Raw genomic sequence first — 20,228 nt, forward strand, 5'->3', positions numbered from 1 at the left:
CGTACGCGTGGCTTCCCGCTCCCGGCGCCGCCGGCGGCCCCACCGTGACCCGCGCCGGGCCGCAGCGCCCCGTCGCGGCGCCCCGTCGCGGCGCCCCGCCGCAGGGCCGTGGTGAGTGACTCCAGGGCTGTAGTGAGTGACTCCGGGGTCGGAGTGGGCGACCGGGGTGAGTGCGCCCGGTCCCCGGGCCCTCGGCGGAACGGGTGACTCCGGCGGCCGTCCCGCGGCCGGAACGAGTGACTCCGCGGCCGGAGCGAGTGACTCCGCAACTGGAACGGGTGACTCCGCGACCGGAGTCGGCGGCCGGGGCGAGCGACGCTCGAACCGGAGCGCCCCGCTCCAGGGCCGGAGCGGGTGAGTCCGGAACCGGTACGGGCGAGTGCCGTTGAACGGCGCCCCGTTGACGCCTCTTCGGTCGCGTCCGTCCTGGCCAGAGCCTCCGATCTCCGCCCGGAACGCGGGCAGTTAGCGACCGTATGTCCACTTCTGGGCAAGTGAGACAAGGGTCTCTTTGCCGCAACTCGGGCTCTTCGCCTCGCCGGTTGATCGAATCCGGTTCTCACCTGCGGAAACGTATTGTCCCTCGGAGGAGGTAAGGGCGTTTTTTCCTGGATGTGCTCCTTTGAACAACCGGCAGGGCTGTGATTACGGTCTGAACCGCTCGCACCGCGGGCCTCGTCGACCGTCACGCCGAATCCTGCCGTCGGTCGGGGGGAGTAATCGTCGCTTCGTGCGCCGAAGGCAGGAGCGGGGGACCCATAGGTTTGCGCCGGGCCCGGCCGTCGAGAGACGGCCGGCGGCCGGCTAGGGGTGAAGCCGCGTGTGCGAGCACGCGGCCGGGCAACTCATTGGCCCGAACCCGACAGCTCACCTCGTAGGCGTCGGTGAGGAGATGCGTTCATGCTGCTGCGTTCCAGCAAGGCCAAGCACCGCCGCCCGTCCGTGGCCATCCGCTACGCCACCCTCGCCGGGATCACCGGCGCGGCCGTCGCGGCCCCGCTGATCGGTGCCACCGCCGCCTCCGCCGCAACCGCCTCCGAGTGGGACCGGGTCGCCCAGTGCGAGTCCGGGGGCAACTGGTCGATCAACACGGGCAACGGCTTCTACGGCGGCCTGCAGTTCACCCCCTCCACCTGGGCCGCGTACGGCGGTACCGCCTACGCCCCCCGCGCCGACCAGGCCTCCAAGTCCCAGCAGATAGCCGTCGCCGAGAAGGTCCTCGCGGGCCAGGGCAAGGGCGCCTGGCCGAGCTGTGGCGTGGGCCTCTCGGGCGCCGCGTACAACGGCGGCTCGGGCTCCGGTTCCGGCTCGGGCTCCGGCTCCAACTCCTCCAGCTCCGGCTCCAACTCCTCCAGCTCCGGCTCCGGTTCCTCCAACTCGGCCTCCGGCAGCTCCAGCGGCTCCGGTACGAAGAAGTCCGCCGCGACCCGGCAGGCGCAGCCGCAGCAGTCGACCCGTGACGAGGCGCAGCCGGCCTCGCGCGGCCAGAACCGTCCGTTCACGATCAAGAAGGGGGACGGCGAGTACAAGGTCAAGTCCGGCGACACCCTCTCCAAGATCGCCACCGCCCACAAGGTCAAGGGCGGCTGGAAGAAGGTCTTCGACCTGAACAAGGACATCGTCCGTGACGCGGACGTCATCTACCCGGGTCAGCAGCTCCACCTGCGCTGACCCCTTCTCCCCGGCCCGGCGCGTCACCCCCGTACGCGCCGGGCCGGGCCCCGTTCCCGCCGCTGCCCGCCATCCGGTCCCGCTACCGGCGGGTAGCGGCGGTCTGTGCGAGCGGGAGCGTCTTAGGGGGCGGGCACCGGCTGGCCGATGACCCGGAGCCGGTTAGGCTCATGTCGCAAGGCCAAGAGACCCTGCACCCACGCGTCACATCCCAGAAGGAGATGCTCGTGCCGTCCATCGACGTCGTCGTAGCCCGGGAAATCCTGGACTCCCGAGGCAACCCCACGGTCGAGGTCGAGGTCGGCCTCGACGACGGCAGCACCGGTCGTGCTGCAGTCCCCTCCGGTGCCTCCACCGGTGCGTTCGAGGCCGTCGAACTCCGCGACGGAGACGCCGGCCGCTACCTGGGCAAGGGTGTCGAGAAGGCCGTCCTCGCCGTCATCGAGCAGCTCGGCCCGGAGCTGGTCGGGTACGACGCCACCGAGCAGCGTCTCATCGACCAGGCGATGATCGACCTGGACGCCACCGAGAACAAGGGCTCGCTGGGCGCCAACGCCATCCTCGGTGTCTCGCTCGCCGTCGCGCACGCCGCCTCCGAGGCGTCCGACCTCCCGCTCTTCCGCTACCTGGGCGGCCCGAACGCGCACCTGCTGCCCGTTCCGATGATGAACATCCTGAACGGCGGCTCGCACGCCGATTCGAATGTCGACATCCAGGAATTCATGATCGCCCCGATCGGCGCGGAGTCCTTCTCCGAGGCGCTGCGCTGGGGCGCCGAGGTCTACCACACGCTCAAGAAGGTCCTGAAGCAGAAGGGCCTCTCCACCGGCCTCGGTGACGAGGGCGGCTTCGCGCCCAACCTGGAGTCCAACCGCGCCGCGCTCGACCTCATCCTTGAGGCGATCAAGGAGGCCGGTTACGTCCCGGGCCGCGACATCGCGCTCGCGCTCGACGTCGCCGCGTCCGAGTTCTACAAGGACGGCAGCTACGAGTTCGAGGGCAAGTCGCGCTCGGCCGCCGAGATGACCGAGTACTACGAGGAGCTGGTCGACGCCTACCCGCTCGTCTCCATCGAGGACCCGCTCTTCGAGGACGACTGGGCCGGCTGGAAGGTCATCACCGACAAGCTGGGCTCCAAGGTCCAGATCGTCGGCGACGACCTCTTCGTCACCAACCCGGAGCGCCTCGCCCGCGGCATCGAGGAGGGCTCGGCCAACGCCCTGCTGGTCAAGGTCAACCAGATCGGCTCGCTGACCGAGACGCTGGACGCCGTCGAGCTGGCCCAGCGCAACGGCTTCAAGTGCATGATGTCCCACCGCTCCGGCGAGACCGAGGACGTCACGATCGCCGACCTCGCGGTGGCCGTGAACTGCGGTCAGATCAAGACCGGCGCCCCGGCCCGCTCGGACCGCGTCGCCAAGTACAACCAGCTGCTGCGCATCGAGGAGATCCTCGACGACGCGGCGGTGTACGCGGGTCGCAGCGCGTTCCCGCGGTTTCGCTCTGCGAACAGTTAAGAGGATGCGCTCTGCGAACAATTAAGAGGATGCGCTCTGCGAACAGTTAAGAGGATGCGCTCTGCGAGCGATTAAGAGGATGCGTTCCTCCAACAAGAGGATGCGTTCTCCAACGGCTGAGAGAACACGCAGCGCGTAACCCATACCGTCGCGGGCGCTCATCCGCCCGTCGTACGGACGTCCCCGGCCGCGGTCCCGTACCGTGTCCGGGGACGTCCGTACATGACAGGGGAGGCGGGCCATGGCCGGGAACCGGGACCGGTTCTCCACCTCGACCAGGCTGCGGCTGCTCGGTGAGCAGACCGCGGCGAGGGTCTACCGCTCGCAGAACCGCAGGCAGGACCGCCGCTCCCGGCTCACGGGGCGCGCGGCCTTCCTCGCGCTGGTCGTCTGCACCCTGGTGGTGGCGCTCGCGTATCCGATGCGGGAGTACGTGTCGCAGCGGAACGAGATCGCCGAGCAGGAGCGGCTGAGCCAGGAGGCGCAGCGGCGCGTGGCGGAGCTGCGCGACGAGAAGGCGCGGCTCCAGGACGACGCGTACGTCGAGCGGCTGGCCCGTGAGCACCTGCACTACCTGCGGCCGGGGGAGACGGGCTTCACCGTCATCGACCCGGAGGCGGCGCGGGAACGGCGCGAGGACGAGGGTGCGGCGGACCGCCCCTGGTACTCGAACGTCCTGGACGGGGTGGACGAGGCGGACCGCCCCGGCACGTAGGTACGTATGTACGTGTACGGACGCACCCCGTACGTACGTGTACGGACGCACCGCGCCCGGCTCATCCCGCCGGGCTCATCCCGCCCACGGCCCCACCCCACCCCACCCCTCCCCCTCCGCACGACATGAATCCGGAACGGCAGAACCAGGCAGGCATGAAGACGCCCCCTCCGCAGACCGCACGCACCGAGCCCACCGAGGCGGACGTCGCCGCCTTCAAGGAGCAGCTCGGCCGCCCGCCGCGCGGGCTGCGCGCCATCGCGCACCGCTGCCCCTGCGGGCAGCCGGACGTGGTCGAGACCGCCCCGCGGCTCCCCGACGGCACCCCCTTCCCGACGACGTATTACCTGACGTGCCCGCGCGCGGCCTCGGCCATCGGCACGCTGGAGGCGAACGGCGTCATGAAGGAGATGACCGAGCGCCTCGCGACCGACCCCGAGCTGGCCGCCGCGTACCGCGCGGCGCACGAGGACTACCTCGCGCGGCGCGACGCCATCGAGGTGCTGGAGGGCTTCCCCAGCGCGGGTGGCATGCCGGACCGGGTGAAGTGCCTGCACGTCCTGGTCGGCCACTCGCTGGCGGCGGGGCTGGGGGTGAACCCGCTGGGTGACGAGGCGCTGGCGATGCTGCCGGAGTGGTGGGCGAAGGGCCCGTGCGTGACGCCCTGCGTGGACGAGGGGGACAAGGAATGACCAGGGTCGCGGCCATCGACTGCGGTACGAACTCGATCCGTCTGCTCGTCGCGGATGTCCACCCGGAAACGGGCGAACTGGTCGAGCTCGACCGGCGGATGACGATCGTCCGGCTCGGCCAGGGCGTCGACCGGACCGGTCGGCTCGCGCCGGAGGCGTTGGAACGTACGTTCGCCGCCTGCCGGGAGTACGCGGCGGTCATCGCGGAGCACGGCGCCGAGCGGATCCGCTTCGTGGCCACGTCCGCCTCGCGTGACGCCGAGAACCGGGACGTGTTCGTGCGCGGGGTGGTGGACATCCTGGGCGTGGAGCCCGAGGTGATCACCGGCGACCAGGAGGCGGCCTTCTCCTTCACCGGTGCCACGAAGGAACTGCCGGGGCGGGACAGCTACCTCGTCGTGGACATCGGCGGCGGCTCCACCGAGTTCGTCGTCGGCGACGACCGGGTGCGGGCGGCGCGGTCGGTGGACATCGGCTGCGTACGGCTGACGGAGCGCCATCTCGTACGGGACGGAGAGGTCCTCGACCCGCCGACGCCCGCCGCGATCGCCGCGGTCCGCGCCGACATCGAGGCGGCCCTCGACCTCGCCGAGCAGGCCGTCCCGCTGCGCGAACCCCGCACACTGGTCGGCCTGGCCGGCTCGGTGACGACGGTGGCCGCGATCGCGCTGGGCCTGGACGCGTACGACTCCGAGCGGATCCACCGCTCCCGCATCCCCTACGGCCGCGTCAAGGAGATCACCGACCACCTGCTCGCCGCCACCCACGCGGAACGGGCCGCGATCCCCGTGATGCACCCGGGCCGGGTCGACGTGATCGGCGCGGGCGCCCTCGTCCTGCTCGCGATCATGGAACGCGCCGGCGCCCAGGAGGTCGTGGTCAGCGAGCACGACATTCTCGACGGAATCGCCTGGAGCTGCGCCCGCGACCCCGAATGAGCCGCAGACGCGCCCCGGTCCGCCATGAAACGATCACGCCTTCGTCATCTGATGTCCACGGAAGTGGGCCAGGGAGGGAGAGACGTGCGTATACGCATGATGCTCATGGTGCTGGTGGCGCTCGTCGGCACCACGCTGACGGGGGGATCGGCATCTGCCGCGCAGGCCGGGCCGCCGATCGTGACCGGGGCCGTCTTCAGTGATCCGCGGGGGACGGCCGCGGAGAAGAACGCGATCAAGAACCACATCATCGGCGCGATCGGCAACACCCAGAGCGGCCGGCTGATCCGGGCCTCGCTCTACGCGCTGACGGACCAGGGGTATGTCGACGCCCTGACGGCCGCCCATGCCCGGGGCGTCAACATCCGGGTTGTGCTCGACAGCAAGTTCGCCGACCGGGACGCGGCGAAGAACCTCATCGCCGCCCTGGGCACCGACCGGTCCGCCCTGTCGTGGGTGCAGGTGTGCACCAAGGACTCCGCGTGCATCGGCAACAGCGGGACCGGGCTGATCAACCACAACAAGTTCTTCACCTTCTCCCGCATCGGCGACGCGGGCGTGGCGGAGGACGTGGTCATCCAGACGTCGGCCAACCAGACGCCCGTCAACGTCGACAAGTACTGGAACAACGCCTACACGGTCGTCGGCAACACCGACCTCTACACGGCGTACGTCGGCTACTTCAACGACCTGGCCGCCATGAAGAAGAACTCCGACTACTTCACCCAGGGCAAGGTCGGTACGGAGAAGTACTACTTCTTCCCGCAGCGCACGGGTGACATCGTCGTCAGCATCCTCGACAACCTCTCCTGCGCGGACCAGGGCAAGGTGAGCGTGGCCGCGTTCGCGCTGCACCGCGACGAGGTGGCCGCGAAGCTGAAGGCCATGGCCGGCCAGGGGTGCACGGTCCGTATCGTCTACAACGACAGCAACGACGCGGCCAAGCTGACCGGGGTCAGGAACATCGACCTGCGGCAGCTCTCCACGTCCGACGGCTACCTCGTGCACTCGAAGTACTTTCTGATCGAGGGAACGTACGCGGGCCACGCCAACACCAAGTGGACCTTCACCGGCTCCCACAACCTGGACTACTCGTCCCTGCGGGAGAACGACGAGGCTCTGCTCCGGCTGGAGGGCGCCGCTCCGTACGACGCGTACCTGCGGGACTTCACCGCGCTCCAGGCCGCCGCCAGGGTCTGAACGGGCGTGCGCCGGGGGGTGTTCCGCGCTGCCGGGGCGCCCCTCGGCCACCTTGGCGAGAAAGTTCGTGAACTTCTTCACAAGGAAAACGTCGGCACGGGGGGCCGTACTCCGTCGAGAGGCCCCACTGTGAGGGGCGGGCGCCGCGCGCACCCTTATACCGGGCGGTTCCGGGCACGCCGCGGTGGCGTGAGCCGTATGGCCGGTTCGGCCCGAGGAGAGGTGCTGAGGGCCAGCTCACAGGGGGTGGGCAACGTTCAAACCCGCTGTCCGGTTCCCCCGGGTGCCATGACCTCGATCACGTGGGCCGCGGAGTGTAGCACAAGGGGGGTCAGACCTTGTGAAGGGGCTCACGAGCACCCCCTCCGAGGGGGGTGGATACTCGATGGCATGAGCACCACGGAGCGTCCCAGGATCCTCGTTGTAGGCGGTGGGTACGTAGGCCTGTACGCAGCTCGTCGCATTCTGAAGAAGATGCGCTACGGGGAGGCGACCGTCACGGTCGTCGACCCCCGCTCGTACATGACGTACCAGCCCTTCCTCCCCGAAGCTGCCGCCGGCAGCATTTCGCCTCGGCATGTCGTCGTCCCGCTGCGACGCGTGCTGCCCAAGGCTGAGGTGCTCACCGGCCGGGTCACCACCATCGACCAGGACCGCAAGGTCGCCACGGTCGCGCCGCTCGTCGGCGAGTCCTACGAGCTGCCCTTCGACTACCTCGTCATCGCGCTCGGCGCGGTCTCCCGCACCTTCCCGATCCCCGGCCTCGCCGAGCAGGGCATCGGCATGAAGGGCATCGAGGAGGCCATCGGCCTGCGCAACCACGTCCTGGAGCAGCTCGACAAGGCTGACTCGACGACGGACGAGGAGGTCCGCCGCAAGGCGCTGACCTTCGTCTTCGTCGGCGGCGGCTTCGCCGGCGCGGAGACCATCGGTGAGGTCGAGGACCTGGCTCGCGACGCGGCCAAGTACTACACGAACGTCAAGCGCGAGGACATGCGCTTCCTGCTCGTGGACGTCGCCGACAAGATCCTGCCCGAGGTCGGCCCGAAGCTGGGCGCCTGGGGCAAGGAGCACCTGGAGGCCCGCGGCGTCGAGGTCTACCTCAAGACCGGCATGGACTCCTGCGTCGACGGTCACGTCGTGCTCAACAACGGCCTTGAGGTCGACTCCAACACCATCGTGTGGACCGCCGGCGTCAAGCCGAATCCGGCGCTCGCCCGCTTCGGTCTGCCGCTCGGCCCCCGCGGCCACGTGGACACCAGCGAGAAGCTCCAGGTCCAGGGCACCGACTACATCTGGGCCGCGGGCGACAATGCCCAGGTCCCGGACCTCGTCGGCCGCAAGGCCGGCAACCCGAACGCCTGGTGCCCGCCCAACGCCCAGCACGCGCTGCGCCAGGCCAAGGTCCTCGGCGACAACGTCATCTCGGGCATGCGCGGCTTCCCGCAGGGCGACTACAGCCACGCCAACAAGGGCGCGGTCGCCGGTCTCGGGGTCCACAAGGGCGTCGCGATGATCGTCGTCGGCAAGATGAAGATCAAGTTCAAGGGCCGGCTGGCCTGGTACGCGCACCGGGGCTACCACGGTCTGGCCATGCCGACCTGGAACCGCAAGATCCGGGTCTTCGCCGACTGGACCCTCGCGATGTTCCTGAAGCGCGAGGTCGTCTCGCTCGGCGCCATGGAGACGCCGCGCGAGGAGTTCTACGAGGCCGCGAAGCCGACCCCGGCGCCCGTCGCCGCGTCGGCCGCGCCCGCCGAGAAGGCCAAGGCGTCCTGACGGCGTAACGTACGGAAAGGGCCGTCCGCCATCCGTGGTGCGGACGGCCCTTCCGCATGTCCGCGGCCCTTCCGGGTGCCCGCGCGCTCTTCTCCCGCGGCCCTTCCGCGTGGCTGTGCGGCGCACTCGCGGCACGCCGGGTGCGGTAGACCCGCGCCGTGCGTCCGCCGTACGCGGGTCGCTCCGACGGACCAGCAGGCCCGTTCTGGATCTTCGCGCCCCGGGCGGGCCGGAGAAGGGTACCGGGCGGGGGTACGGGGCAGGGGTACGGGCCCGCATCCGGGCAAAGTGTGTGGTAGATGCAAGTATTTTGCTCTCTCATTGCCCGCCGCCGGGACTGCATCCGTACCCGAGCGGTGTTTACGTGGTGTTGAGCATGTCCGGTATCCACCACCACGGAGGTGTACGCCATGGCCGACGCCGCGCTGCGGCTGACCACTCTTGCCGAAGAGTTGCTGGGGGCCCCGCTCCCGGTCCGTATCCGGGCCTGGGACGGCAGCGAATCGGGCCCTCCCGGCGCACCCACCCTGATCATCCGTCACCGCCGTGCTCTGCGCCGTCTCCTCTGGAAACCCGGCGAACTCGGCCTCGCGCGCGCCTGGGTCGCCGGGGAGATCGATGTCGACGGCGATCTGTACGCGGTGCTCGAACGTCTCGCCGGGCTCATCTGGGAGCGCGACGGCGACGACGGACCCAGGATCCACCCCGTACGCGACCCCCGGATGCGCGCCGCGGCCCGCGGGCTCGTGGAGATCGCGGGTCCCTGGCCGCCGCCCGCACCGCCCGGCGAGGAGATCCGGCGGCGGCGCGGCGGGGCGCACACCAAGCGCCGCGACAAGGAGGCGATCAGCCACCACTACGACGTGGGCAACGACTTCTACGCACTCGTCCTCGGCCCGTCCATGGTCTACTCCTGCGCCTACTGGGACGCGGGCCCCGGCTTCACCCTCGAAGACGCACAGCGCGACAAGCTCGACCTGATCTGCCGCAAGCTCGGCCTCAAGGAGGACGACCGGCTCCTCGACGTCGGCTGCGGCTGGGGCTCCATGGCCATCCACGCGGCCCGCGAGTACGGTGCCCGGGTCACCGGGATCACCCTCTCCCGGGAGCAGGCCGCGTTCGCCCGTAAGCGCATCGCGGAGGAGGGGCTGACGGACCGCATCGAGATCCGGGTCCAGGACTACCGGGACGTCAGGGACGGCCCGTACGACGCGATCTCCTCCATCGGAATGGCCGAGCACGTGGGCTCGGTCAAGTACCGGGAGTACGCCGACGACCTCTACGGCCTGCTCAAGCCCGGCGGCCGGCTGCTGAACCACCAGATCGCCCGGCGGCCCGAGCCGGACGAGGGGCAGTACCGCATCGACGACTTCATCGACTCGTACGTCTTCCCCGACGGCGAACTGGCGCCGCTCGGCCGTACCGTCTCCACCCTGGAGGAAGCGGGCTTCGAGGCCCGCGACGTCGAGTCGATCCGGGAGCACTACGCGCTCACCCTGCGCCGCTGGGTGGCCAATCTGGAGGAGCACTGGGCGGAGGCGGTGCGCGCGACCTCCGCGGGCCGGGCACGCGTCTGGCGCCTCTACATGGCCGCGTCCGCGCTCTCCTTCGAGCGCAACCGTATCGGCGTCAACCAGATCCTGGCCGTCCGGCCCGCGGACGGCGGCGTGTCCGGGCTGCCGCTGCGGGCCCGCGTCTGGGGCACCTGAGGCACCACCGCACCGCTGTTGACCCGCTGCCACCACCGTACGTCTGTCATCGCCGTGGGTCGTCGTGAGTTGACATGGGCCGGGCCCCTGGAGGTATTCCAGGGGCCCGGCCTGTCCGTCCGTACGCCGTCGGTTACGCGGTCCGTGCGCGCTCCGCTACTCGGTCTTGATCGCCGTCAGCATGTTGAGCTTCGCCGCGCTGCGGGCCGGCCAGAGCGACGCCAGCACACCCACCAGCCCGGCCAGCGCCAGGAAGAGCGCGATCCTGTCCCACGGCAGGACCAGCTCGTACCCCGGGAGCGAGTCCTTGATGGTCTGGCCGATTGCCCAGGCCAGGAAGGTGCCGAGGCCGATGCCGACCACCGCGCCGAAGAGCGAGATCACCACGGCCTCCAGCCGGATCATCCGCTTCACCCTGCGCCGGTCCAGACCGATCGCGCGCAGCATGCCGATCTCCTGCTGACGCTCGAACACGGACATCGCCAGGGTGTTGATGACCCCGAGGACCGCGATGATCAGGGCCATCGCCAGCAGTCCGTACATGATGTTCAGCGCGGTGCCGATGAAGCCGCTGTACTCGTTCCTGATGTCCTGCTGGTCCATCACCTTGATCGCCGGGTTCTTGCCCAGGGCGTCCACGAGGACCTGCTCGCGGGCGGCGCCGGGGCCGCCGTCGGTCTTCACCCACACCTCGCGGATGAAGTGCTTGGTCTCGTGCGGGTTGGCCAGCTCCGTCGAGATCAGCAGCGGGGAGACGAACTCGTTGCCCCGGAAGACCGCGCCGACCTTCAGGTCCGCCGTCTTCCCGTCGACGTACTTCAGCGTGACCGTGTCCCCGGTCTTCCAGCCGTTCGACTTCGCGGTGTCCTCCGCGACCGCGATCGCGTCGCCGGAGAGCGAGTTCAGCGAGCCGGAGACCGTGGGGAGGTTGACGAGCTTCTCGATGTCCCCGGGGGTGACCGCGGAGGCCGAGTGGTAGTCGCCCTTGATCTCCAGGTCGACCGCCTGCTGCGGGGAGGCCGCGGTGACCCCGGACGCCTTCTCCAGCGCGGCCGGCACACTCGGGTCGAGCGGACCGCCGTTGGCCATCGAGACCATGTAGTCGGCCTTGATGTTGTCCGTGGTCATCTTGTCGGTGGCCTGGCCGAGCGTGACACCGAGCACGGTGAGGCCGGTGACCAGGGTGAGCCCGATGGCCAGCGCGGAGGCGGTGGCTCCGGTACGCCGCGGGTTACGGACGGCGTTCTGGCTCGCCAGTTTGCCCGACACCCCGAAGGCCCCCACGAGCAGCGGCCGTACGAGTGCGATGACCGGCCGGGACAGCAGCGGGATCAGCACGATGACGCCGGTCATCGCGATGAACGCGCCCCCGCCGAGGAGGAACCGGCCGTCGGAGCCCTGCGAGGCGCCCGCCAGGATCCCGGCGGCGCCGATCAGGGCGATCACGCCGCCGATGGAGTTGCGGATGACGAGGGACTTGGTGGTGGCCACGGCGTGCACGCTGCTCATCGCCGCCACCGGCGGGATCTTCGCGGCCCGGCGGGCGGGCAGCCAGGCGGCGATCACGGTGATCAGCACACCGACGGCGAGCGCGGCCCCGATGGCGGTCGGGGAGACGACGAGCGGTCCACCCGGCATCTTCGCGCCGAACGCGCCCATCAGACCGCGCAGTCCGACGGCCAGACCGACGCCGAGGGCGAAGCCGACCACCGAGGCGATGATCCCGACGATCGTCGCCTCGACCAGCACGGAGCGCTTGACCTGACGGCGGGAGGCGCCGACGGCGCGCAGCAGCGCCAGCTCCTTGGTCCGCTGGGCGACCAGCATGGTGAAGGTGTTGGAGATCAGGAAGATACCGACGAACAGGGCGATGGCCGCGAAGGCCAGCAGCATCTCGTTGAGGCTGGAGAGGCTCTTCTCGATGTCCTTGGCCTGCTGCTCCGCCAGCGCGCGGCCGGTCTGCGCCTCGGCGTTCTCCGGGAGGAGCTTCTTGATCCCGGAGAGGAGCGTGGCGTCGGAGGCGCCGGACGCGGCGGTGACGGTGGCGTCCCGGTAGTAGCCGGGCTCCAGGTAGAGCTTCTGGGCGGCCTTCGTGCTGAAGAGGACCAGGCTGCCGCCCGCGTTGACCGCGCCGTCCTCGGTGGTGAAGACACCGGAGAGGGTGTACTCCTTCACCGGCGCGTTGGTGGCGACCCGTACGGTGTCGCCGACCTTGTACTCACCCTTGGTCGCGGTCTCCCGGTCGAGCGCGATCTGGTTGTCCTCGCGAGGGCCCGAGCCCTCGGTGAAGGTGTACGCGGGGTCCTGGCCGTTCTTGCCGGGCGCGAAGTTGGAGCCGGTGTTGGTCCAGCCGTTGCCGATCAGGTTGCCGTCGGGGTCGGCGACCCCGGCGAAGCCGTCGACGCGCCCGGTGACGGTGGCGACCCCGTCGAGGGCCCCGATCCGGTCCATGGCGGCCTGGCTGAGGCCCGGGCCGTCCTTGCGGGACTCCGGGTCGCCGCTCTCGCGGAGGTCGTAGGCGTGGACGGAGACGGCTACGTCCTTGTAGCTCTTCGCCGACTGGTTGCGGAAGGCGTTGCCGAGGGTGTCGGTGAAGACCAGGGTGCCGGAGACGAAGGCGACGCCGAGCATGACGGCGAGCACGGTCATCAGCAGCCTGGCCTTGTGCGCGAGCACAGTGCGCAGGGCGGTACGGAACATGGTGGAAGTCCTGGTGAAGGTGGGCCGGACGGACGGGACGGGGAGGCGACGTACGGACGTACGGTCAGGAAGGCGGGCGCCAGGTCAGCTGGTGCGGCCCTTCGCGTCGAACGCCTTCATCCGGTCCAGCACGCCGTCCGCGGTGGGCGCGAACATCTCGTCGACGATGCGCCCGTCGGCGAGGAAGATCACCCGGTCCGCGTAGGAGGCGGCCACCGGGTCGTGCGTCACCATCACCACGGTCTGGCCCAGCTCCCGCACCGAGTTGCGCAGGAAGCCCAGCACCTCGGCGCCGGAGCGCGAGTCCAGGTTCCCGGTCGGCTCGTCACCGAAGATGATCTCGGGCTGCGAGGCGAGGGCGCGGGCGACCGCCACGCGCTGCTGCTGGCCGCCGGAGAGCTGCGTGGGCCGGTGGCCCAGCCGGTCGGCGAGGCCGATCATCGTGATGACCTGGTCCAGCCACTGCTTGTCGGGCTTGCGGCCCGCGATGTCCATGGGGAGCGTGATGTTCTCCAGGGCCGTCAGGGTCGGCAGCAGGTTGAACGCCTGGAAGATGAAGCCGATCTTGTCCCGGCGCAACTGCGTGAGCTGCTTGTCCTTCAGGGTGGACAGCTCGGTCTCGCCTATGCGGACGGTGCCGCTGCTGAAGCTGTCGAGGCCGGCCACACAGTGCATCAGGGTCGACTTGCCGGAGCCGGAGGGCCCCATGATCGCGGTGAACTCCCCCTGACGGAAGTCGACGGAGACATGGTCGAGCGCGACCACTTGGGTCTCGCCCACTCCGTAGACCTTCGAGAGATCGGAGGCGCGGGCGGCCACGGCGGTGGCACGGTCGGCGAGCGGGGTGGTGGTCACGGAAGAGCACTCCTGTCGGGACGGAGAACGGAACGGAGCCGGACGACGGATCCGGCACGGGCGCCGGAACGGATCCGGCGCGGCACCGGAACTGATCCGGAGGCGCGGACGTTACGAGTGGAGGAATCCCTCCACCGGCGAACCCCTCCATCGTCATCCCCGCCCGGCCGCCGGGGCGTCCGTCCCGATGCCCGTTCCCGTGGCCCCCTTGGGTCTGACCGCCGGTGCGCGCTCTCCTCCTCGGGTATGACACCGCCCCTGAGAAGGTGCGCGTACGGTCCCGATGTGACGCCCCGTCGTCTCCCCGTGCACCGCGCGCCCCCACCCGCGCCGGAGGCGCGCCGGAGCACGTCCGGAGCTGCGCGTGTGCCGGATCCGTGACCGGGCGGCGACTTTTCGTCATTCTCGTGTGCCTCGGCACCAGATGACCACCCGCGCCCGGCATGTGCCTATGGCTCGTTACGTGTGCTGACGCACCCTCAGACCTCAATAAAATAAGACAACATCGGGTAGGCGCTCGGCTGTTCGAGTGGTGTGTCCCGATAGGCTCCTGTGCCAACGCGGCGTCGCGCGCCTTGCCCGGATGGTGGAATGCAGACACGGCGAGCTTAAACCTCGCTGCCCCTCGGGGGCGTGCCGGTTCAAGTCCGGCTCCGGGCACATCACCGTCCCGTGCCGACGGACGCCGCGGTCCCTTTTGGTGGGATTGTGACGAGCGGCACGTCATAGACGTACCGATTTAACGAAAGATCCTCCCCGAGCACTAGGGCGTACGCTTTGCTCTCCCATTACTCTTGACGCAAGGCCGCGCTGGGTGGCCATGGAGGAGTGAGATGAGGAGCAGCAACCCGGTCTTCTCGCGACGGGGCTTCAGCCGCGACAACGGCCACGCGGGCTTCAACGCGGCGCCGCAGGCCGGGGGCCCCGCCGTAGGAACCAACCCGTACGCGACGAACCCGTACGCGACCAACCCCTACGCGCAGCAGCAGGGCGCCCCGGTCGGCACGCCGCAGGCACCGCCGAACACCGGCGTCATGACGATCGACGACGTCGTCACCCGTACGGGTATGACGCTGGGCACGGTCGTGCTCACGGCAGTGCTCTCCTGGGTCCTGCTGCCGGTCGACCAGGCGAACATCGGCACGTCGTACGGCATCGCCATCGGCGCCGTGCTCGTCGCCTTCGTCCTGTCGATGATCCAGTCCTTCAAGCGCAAGCCGTCGCCGGCGCTGATCCTGTCGTACGCGGCGTTCGAGGGTGTCTTCCTCGGCGTGATCAGCAGCGTCGTCAGCACCTACATCGCGCCCGGTGTGGTGATCCAGGCCGTGATGGGCACGATGGCGGTCTTCGCCGGTGTGCTGTTCGCGTACAAGATGCGCTGGATCCGCGTCACGCGCCGCTTCTACGGCTTCGTGATGGCCGCGGCGATGGGCTTCGTGCTCCTCATGGTCGCCAACATGCTGTTCAGCGTCTTCGGTGGCGGTGACGGCCTCGGCTTCCGCAGCGGTGGCCTCGGCATCCTCTTCGGCGTCATCGGCATCATCCTCGGCGCGTGCTTCCTGGCGCTCGACTTCAAGCAGGTCGAGGACGGCGTCGCGTACGGCGCGCCGCGCGAGGAGTCGTGGCTGGCGGCGTTCGGTCTGACGCTGACCCTGGTGTGGATCTACATGGAGATGCTGCGGCTCTTCTCGATCCTCAGCGGCAACGACTAACACGAACGACCCGTCGGCCGTACCGGCCGGCGGAGTGACCGGAGGGGTCCGCGGGCTTGTCGCCCGCGGACCCCTCCGTCGTGTTGTCGGTCGGATGGTGTCGGCTGCCGGAACGGGCCGGCCTAGGAGAAGCGGCGCGCCGCGCGCCTCAGGTCGTACTCGTGGACGATCGCTTTCGCGTGTCCGTACGCGAGGTTGTGCTCACTCCGCAGCCAGCTCACCTTCTCCTCGAAACGGAAAAGGGATGGGCCGTCCTCGACGGTGCGGAGCCAGTCGGAGATCTCACGACCGGTGCAATGGGGGATACGTGCGAGCAGATTGCGATGGGTCTCTTCGGAGAAGACAAGGGACATCGGCGCCTCCGGACGCTCTGCGCTTACGGGGCCTTCTGGACGGATCCTTTCGGTCCTTCTGGTCCTTTACGCCCACCGTGCCTGAGCCGGGACGTGTTGGCAAGGGCTGTTGGCAAGCCGGTGGCCGTGCGCCCCGGGGGCCGCGTAGGGTCGGGCGGGTGCTCGATACAACGCCGCTGACAACTGCCGTGGACCGCTTCGCCGACCGGCTGAGGGCCGCCCCGCAGAGCCGGCTCCAGCGCGGCGCCGCGGCCCGCGCGCTCGGACTGGCCAGGGAGTTGTCCGTACGGGCGCAGCGTCTGGAGAGCCCGGGGACGGAGCCGCGGATCATGCCGGACGCCGGTGTCTTCGTCGTCGCCGACCAGCTCACGGTCGCGGCCGGCGACCTGGCCGAGGCACTGCGAACGGCCCCGTCCGAGGCGGAACTGGACGAGGCCGTGCGGTTGGTGGAGAAGGCGGTCTCCGAGGCGGCGCTCTGAGGCGGCGCTCTGAGACGTTGCGCTGGAGCGTTGCTCCGAAGCGTCGCTCCGGACGGGGCGGCGGGGTCAGAGCGAGGCTATGACGCGGTCCGCGAGGATGTAGATGTGCTCGGCGCCGGTGTCGCCGTGCGGGTAGTCGTCGCCGCCGCAGGAGAACGTCAGGGTGTACGCGCCCGAGACACCGGACCCGCCCAGCAGGAACGGGGCCTCGCCCTCGCGCAGCGCGTCGGAGAGCCGCTCGGCGGTCTCACGGTGGCCGGGGGTCATGCACAGCGTCGTACCGTCCGCGAAGACGTACACGTCGAGCGTGCCCAGCGGGCCAGGGCGGACGTCGGCCAGCGCCGTACGCGTCCTGGCCAGCTCCTCCAGCCGGGCGACGGTGCGCTCGTGGTCGGTGACGACCGGGGTCTGCACGGGGACGAAGTCCGGATGGGAGGGGTGGCGGCGGCGCGCGGCGGCCAGTTCGGGAGAGTCCTCCGCGAACTCGACGGCCTCGCTCATGCCGCCGTCGAACGCCTCCGTGGCGTCCAGGTCCAGCGCCTCCAGGGCCTCCAGCGACTCCAGGCCGACGAAGTCCATCTGGCGCGGCACGTAGAACGGCGTCTCCTCCGTGCCGAGTCCGGAGAGTCCGCCCAGCATCGACGGGGCGTCGGTGGCGTCGCGCGCCTCCTGCGCGGCCCAGAAGGCCCGCGCCTCGGCGAGCTCGCGCTCCCGCTCCTCGGCGAGGGCCTCGGCGACGGCGCTGCGGATGGCGTCGGCCTGGGCGGGGTCGGTGGCGCTTCTGGCCTGCGGGACGGTGGCGGCGAACTCGCCGGGGTGCACCGCGGCCAGCTCGCCACGGAGGGCGCTGACCTGCCGACGCAGCGAGTGAGCGGCGTGCAGTGCAGCGACACCCACGGCCGTGGCGGTGGCCGTGGTCAGCAGCAGGGCAAGAGACATGGTGCTCACTGACTACTCCCGTTCCGATCGATACCCCCGACTTCCTACCTCAGCTTGTCGCGGGCGAGTACCGCCCGGCAGTGCATTACGTCATGAAATGGACAGGTCTTTCGGCCTTACGTATCGGCGCTTCAAGGTCCTGACCAGGGCAAACGAATCTCCCCCGGGCATAGGTCACATCCTGGGGGAGATTCAGTCACGACTGGGGATCGGGGGGCGTGATCGTCGCTTTCCCGAACCGGATGATCACATTGGGTGAGTGTGGGGCCCTCCGCTGCGCCTCAGCTCAGCCGCTCGTGTTTTCGGTCGCGCTGAGCTTCGCCTCCGCTGCGGGCAGGTGCCGCCCTCGTGCCTCGGGCGACCCCTACCCTCCGCTGCGCCTCAGCTCAGCCGCTCGATCACCATCGCCATGCCCTGCCCGCCCCCGACACACATCGTCTCCAGGCCGAACTGCTTGTCGTGGAACTGGAGGCTGTTGATCAGCGTGCCGGTGATGCGTGCGCCGGTCATGCCGAAGGGGTGGCCCACGGCGATCGCGCCGCCGTTGACGTTCAGCTTCTCCAGGGGGATGCCCAGGTCCCGGTAGGACGGGATGACCTGCGCGGCGAACGCCTCGTTGATCTCCACCAGGTCGATGTCGCCGATGGTCAGGCCGGCGCGGGAGAGCGCCTGCCGGGACGCCTCGACCGGGCCGTATCCCATGATCTCCGGCGACAGGCCGGTGACGCCCGTGGAGACGATGCGGGCCAGCGGGGTCAGGCCCAGCTCGCGCGCCTTCGTGTCCGACATGATCACGAGCGCGGCGGCGCCGTCGTTGAGGGGGCAGCAGTTGCCCGCAGTGATCCGTCCGTCGGGGCGGAAGACGGGCTTGAGGCCCTGTACGCCCTCCAGGGTGACGCCCGCGCGCGGCCCGTCGTCCGCCGTGACGACCGTGCCGTCCGGCGTGGTCACCGGGGTGATCTCGCGCTCCCAGAAGCCGTTCTTGAGGGCCTCCTCTGCGAGGTTCTGGGACCGTACGCCGAACTCGTCCATGTCCGCGCGCGTGACGCCCTTCAGGCGGGCCAGGTTCTCGGCGGTCTGCCCCATCGCGATGTACGCGTCGGGGAGCAGTCCGTCGGCGCGCGGGTCGTGCCAGTCCGCGCCCTCGCTCTGCGCCACCGCGGCGGTCCTGGCCTCGGCGTCCGCGAAGAGCGGGTTGTGGGTGCCCGGCATGCCGTCCGAGGAGCCGTTGACGGAGCGGGAGACCATCTCGACGCCCGCCGAGATGAAGACGTCGCCCTCGCCCGCCTTGATGGCGTGCAGGGCCATCCGGGAGGTCTGGAGCGAGGAGGAGCAGTAGCGGGTGATCGTGCAGCCCGGAAGGTGGTCCATGCCGAGCTGTACGGCGACGATCCGGCCGAGGTTGTGGCCCTGTTCGCCGCCCGGCAGGCCGCAGCCGAGCATCAGGTCGTCGATGTCGCGGGGGTCGAGCTCGGGGATCCTGTCGAGCGCGGCGCGGACGATCGTGGCGGTCAGGTCGTCGGGGCGCAGCTCCTTGAGCGAGCCCTTGAAGGCCCGGCCGATCGGGGACCGGGCGGCAGAGACGATCACGGCTTCGGGCATCACGGCTCCAAGGGGGCGGGGGCAGAACTCACTGGGAAGTTACCCGTACGTAGTGCACGGGTCACCCGGTGCGGCATGTGATGAGGGCCTCTTTTCTAAGCGCTTGCTCACCTGTTCCTGCTGTCCGGCTTCCGGCTTCCGGCTTCCGGCTTCCTGCTTCCTGTTTCTGTTTCTGGGCCTCACGACTTCCGGACCCCGTGCGCCTCCGCCGTGCTCGGGTCCTCCGGGGTCGCCTCCGCGGGCGTGGGCAGCGGGTGGCGCCGGCGGCGGTGCTTGAGCAGGGCCCACGGTGCCCGGACCCCCGTGACCTCCGTGCCGGCCCGGGACGCCGCCGCCGAGGCCGCCTTTGCGACCGGCAGCAGGTCCTCGTCGCGCGCGGCGTCGAGGCGGTCCGTCTCCGGCCACAGGCCGAGCACCGCGCAGAGCGTGGGCAGGACCGCCATGGCGGCGGTCGCGTACCCCTCCGCCGAGGGGTGGTAGTTGTCGGGGCCGAACAGCTCACGCGGGTTCGCCGCGAACTCGGGGCCCAGCAGGTCGCCCAGCGAGACCGTACGGCCGCCCTGCTCCACCGCCACGATCGTCTGCGCCGCGGCGAGCTGCCGGCTCGCGCGCCGGGCGAGCCAGCGCAGCGGCTGGTACACCGGCTCGATGGTGCCGAGATCCGGGCAGGTTCCGACGACCACCTCCGCGCCGGCCGTGCGCAGCCGCCGTACCGCCGCGGCCAGGCACCGTACGGACTCGGTGGCCGGCATCCGGTGCGTGACGTCGTTCGCGCCGATCATGATCACGCAGACGTCCGGGACGCGGACCGCGGCGGAACCGGATCCGGAGCCGGGGCCGCCCCCGGGGCCGGAACCGCGGCCGGGGTTCGCCCACGGGCCCGGCGCCGTCAGGAGCTGGCTCACCTGCCGCTCCAGATCGTCCGACCTGGCCCCGGGCAGCGCCACGTTCCGCAGGTCGACCGGGCGCTCCGCGACCGCCGCGAGCCCCGAGGCCAGCAGCGCCCCCGGGGTCTGTCCGGCCCGCCGTACGCCCTGTCCCGCCGCCGTGGAGTCACCCAGAATGCCCATCCGCAGCGGCTCCGTGTGGCCGAAGGCCAGTCCGTACCATCCGTCGCCGCTGGGCGGTACGGGGGCGGTCCCCCCGCCCACCGACCGCTTCGCGAGCTGGACCTCCGCCAGTACCACCCCGATGCCCGCCGCTCCCAGCAGGCCGATGGATCCGCCGCCGTAGGCCGCGCCCGCCGCGATCCGTCGTGCCACCCTCGCCCTTGACACAGCGCGAGCCACCTCCTCGTCGTCCCGCTCGTCGTGCTACGCACGAGTACGTACACCAGCTCATTGCCCCGTGAGGACAGTCGCCCAATC

The 20,228-nt window shown here is 70.2% G+C and carries 16 protein-coding genes, 1 tRNA gene and 1 riboswitch; of the genes, 11 read left to right on the forward strand and 6 right to left on the reverse strand.

Features of this window, described 5'->3' with window-relative positions:
• The first annotated feature begins 723 nt into the window (after positions 1 to 723).
• Positions 724 to 896: riboswitch (cyclic di-AMP (ydaO/yuaA leader) on the forward strand.
• 7 nt (positions 897 to 903) lie between these two features.
• The 8 genes from AB0P17_RS06940 to AB0P17_RS06975 all read left to right on the forward strand — a co-directional run bounded on the left by AB0P17_RS06940 (position 904) and on the right by AB0P17_RS06975 (position 10,221).
• Positions 904 to 1,671, forward strand: coding sequence for a transglycosylase family protein (locus AB0P17_RS06940; RefSeq protein WP_365808467.1), 768 nt, complete (start codon positions 904 to 906; stop codon positions 1,669 to 1,671).
• A 221-nt stretch (positions 1,672 to 1,892) separates the two neighbouring features.
• A complete protein-coding gene (gene eno, locus AB0P17_RS06945) occupies positions 1,893 to 3,188 on the forward strand; it encodes a phosphopyruvate hydratase (protein WP_365808301.1) in 1,296 nt (431 codons plus the stop codon).
• A gap of 241 nt (positions 3,189 to 3,429) precedes the next feature.
• The gene (locus tag AB0P17_RS06950) at positions 3,430 to 3,903 is read left to right on the forward strand and encodes a septum formation initiator family protein (protein WP_365808303.1); all 474 of its coding nucleotides are present in this window, start codon (positions 3,430 to 3,432) and stop codon (positions 3,901 to 3,903) included.
• Between the two features lie 155 nt (positions 3,904 to 4,058).
• Positions 4,059 to 4,595 (forward strand): DUF501 domain-containing protein, encoded by a 537-nt coding sequence (locus tag AB0P17_RS06955; protein ID WP_365808305.1) that lies wholly within the window; start codon positions 4,059 to 4,061, stop codon positions 4,593 to 4,595.
• Complete coding sequence (locus tag AB0P17_RS06960; RefSeq protein ID WP_365808307.1) at positions 4,592 to 5,533, forward strand: Ppx/GppA phosphatase family protein; 942 nt, start codon at positions 4,592 to 4,594, stop codon at positions 5,531 to 5,533. The genes AB0P17_RS06955 and AB0P17_RS06960 overlap by 4 nt, the downstream gene beginning before the upstream one ends.
• A gap of 84 nt (positions 5,534 to 5,617) precedes the next feature.
• Entirely contained in the window at positions 5,618 to 6,733 is a 1,116-nt protein-coding gene (locus AB0P17_RS06965) for a phospholipase D-like domain-containing protein (RefSeq protein WP_365808309.1), read from the forward strand.
• Between the two features lie 390 nt (positions 6,734 to 7,123).
• On the forward strand, positions 7,124 to 8,512 hold the full coding sequence (locus tag AB0P17_RS06970; protein ID WP_365808311.1) for an NAD(P)/FAD-dependent oxidoreductase: 1,389 nt from the start codon (positions 7,124 to 7,126) through the stop codon (positions 8,510 to 8,512).
• 410 nt (positions 8,513 to 8,922) lie between these two features.
• Complete coding sequence (locus AB0P17_RS06975; RefSeq protein ID WP_365808313.1) at positions 8,923 to 10,221, forward strand: cyclopropane-fatty-acyl-phospholipid synthase family protein; 1,299 nt, start codon at positions 8,923 to 8,925, stop codon at positions 10,219 to 10,221.
• Positions 10,222 to 10,377: 156 nt separating this feature from the next.
• Here the strand turns inward: AB0P17_RS06975 and AB0P17_RS06980 are convergent, their stop codons facing one another.
• Together AB0P17_RS06980 and AB0P17_RS06985 are read right to left on the reverse strand one after the other, a co-directional pair.
• Positions 10,378 to 12,921 carry an FtsX-like permease family protein gene (locus tag AB0P17_RS06980; RefSeq protein ID WP_365808315.1) on the reverse strand — a complete coding sequence of 848 codons (2,544 nt, stop codon included), beginning with the start codon at positions 12,919 to 12,921 and terminating at the stop codon, positions 10,378 to 10,380.
• 84 nt (positions 12,922 to 13,005) lie between these two features.
• Entirely contained in the window at positions 13,006 to 13,776 is a 771-nt protein-coding gene (locus AB0P17_RS06985) for an ABC transporter ATP-binding protein (protein WP_365808316.1), read from the reverse strand.
• A 577-nt stretch (positions 13,777 to 14,353) separates the two neighbouring features.
• Between AB0P17_RS06985 and AB0P17_RS06990 the strand changes: the two genes are divergently transcribed.
• A tRNA-Leu gene (locus AB0P17_RS06990) sits at positions 14,354 to 14,436 on the forward strand.
• 173 nt (positions 14,437 to 14,609) lie between these two features.
• Positions 14,610 to 15,488, forward strand: coding sequence for a Bax inhibitor-1/YccA family protein (locus tag AB0P17_RS06995; protein ID WP_365808318.1), 879 nt, complete (start codon positions 14,610 to 14,612; stop codon positions 15,486 to 15,488).
• Between the two features lie 122 nt (positions 15,489 to 15,610).
• Here AB0P17_RS06995 and AB0P17_RS07000 read toward each other — a convergent pair whose 3' ends face one another.
• On the reverse strand, positions 15,611 to 15,841 hold the full coding sequence (locus AB0P17_RS07000) for a DUF4287 domain-containing protein (RefSeq protein WP_365808319.1): 231 nt from the start codon (positions 15,839 to 15,841) through the stop codon (positions 15,611 to 15,613).
• Between the two features lie 158 nt (positions 15,842 to 15,999).
• Between AB0P17_RS07000 and AB0P17_RS07005 the strand changes: the two genes are divergently transcribed.
• Positions 16,000 to 16,320, forward strand: a complete 321-nt coding sequence (locus AB0P17_RS07005) for a hypothetical protein (RefSeq protein WP_365808321.1) — start codon at positions 16,000 to 16,002, stop codon at positions 16,318 to 16,320.
• Between the two features lie 66 nt (positions 16,321 to 16,386).
• Here the strand turns inward: AB0P17_RS07005 and AB0P17_RS07010 are convergent, their stop codons facing one another.
• From AB0P17_RS07010 to AB0P17_RS07020, 3 genes are all read right to left on the reverse strand, one after another.
• The gene (locus tag AB0P17_RS07010) at positions 16,387 to 17,259 is read right to left on the reverse strand and encodes a hypothetical protein (RefSeq protein WP_365808469.1); all 873 of its coding nucleotides are present in this window, start codon (positions 17,257 to 17,259) and stop codon (positions 16,387 to 16,389) included.
• A gap of 381 nt (positions 17,260 to 17,640) precedes the next feature.
• Positions 17,641 to 18,861, reverse strand: a complete 1,221-nt coding sequence (locus tag AB0P17_RS07015) for an acetyl-CoA C-acetyltransferase (RefSeq protein WP_365808322.1) — start codon at positions 18,859 to 18,861, stop codon at positions 17,641 to 17,643.
• A gap of 179 nt (positions 18,862 to 19,040) precedes the next feature.
• Positions 19,041 to 20,123: an SGNH/GDSL hydrolase family protein gene (locus AB0P17_RS07020; protein WP_365808323.1), complete on the reverse strand. Its 1,083-nt coding sequence runs from the start codon at positions 20,121 to 20,123 to the stop codon at positions 19,041 to 19,043.
• Positions 20,124 to 20,228 lie beyond the last annotated feature (105 nt).

Origin of the sequence: Streptomyces sp. NPDC088124 (genome assembly GCF_040685895.1) — a bacterium.
GTDB lineage: Bacteria > Actinomycetota > Actinomycetes > Streptomycetales > Streptomycetaceae > Streptomyces.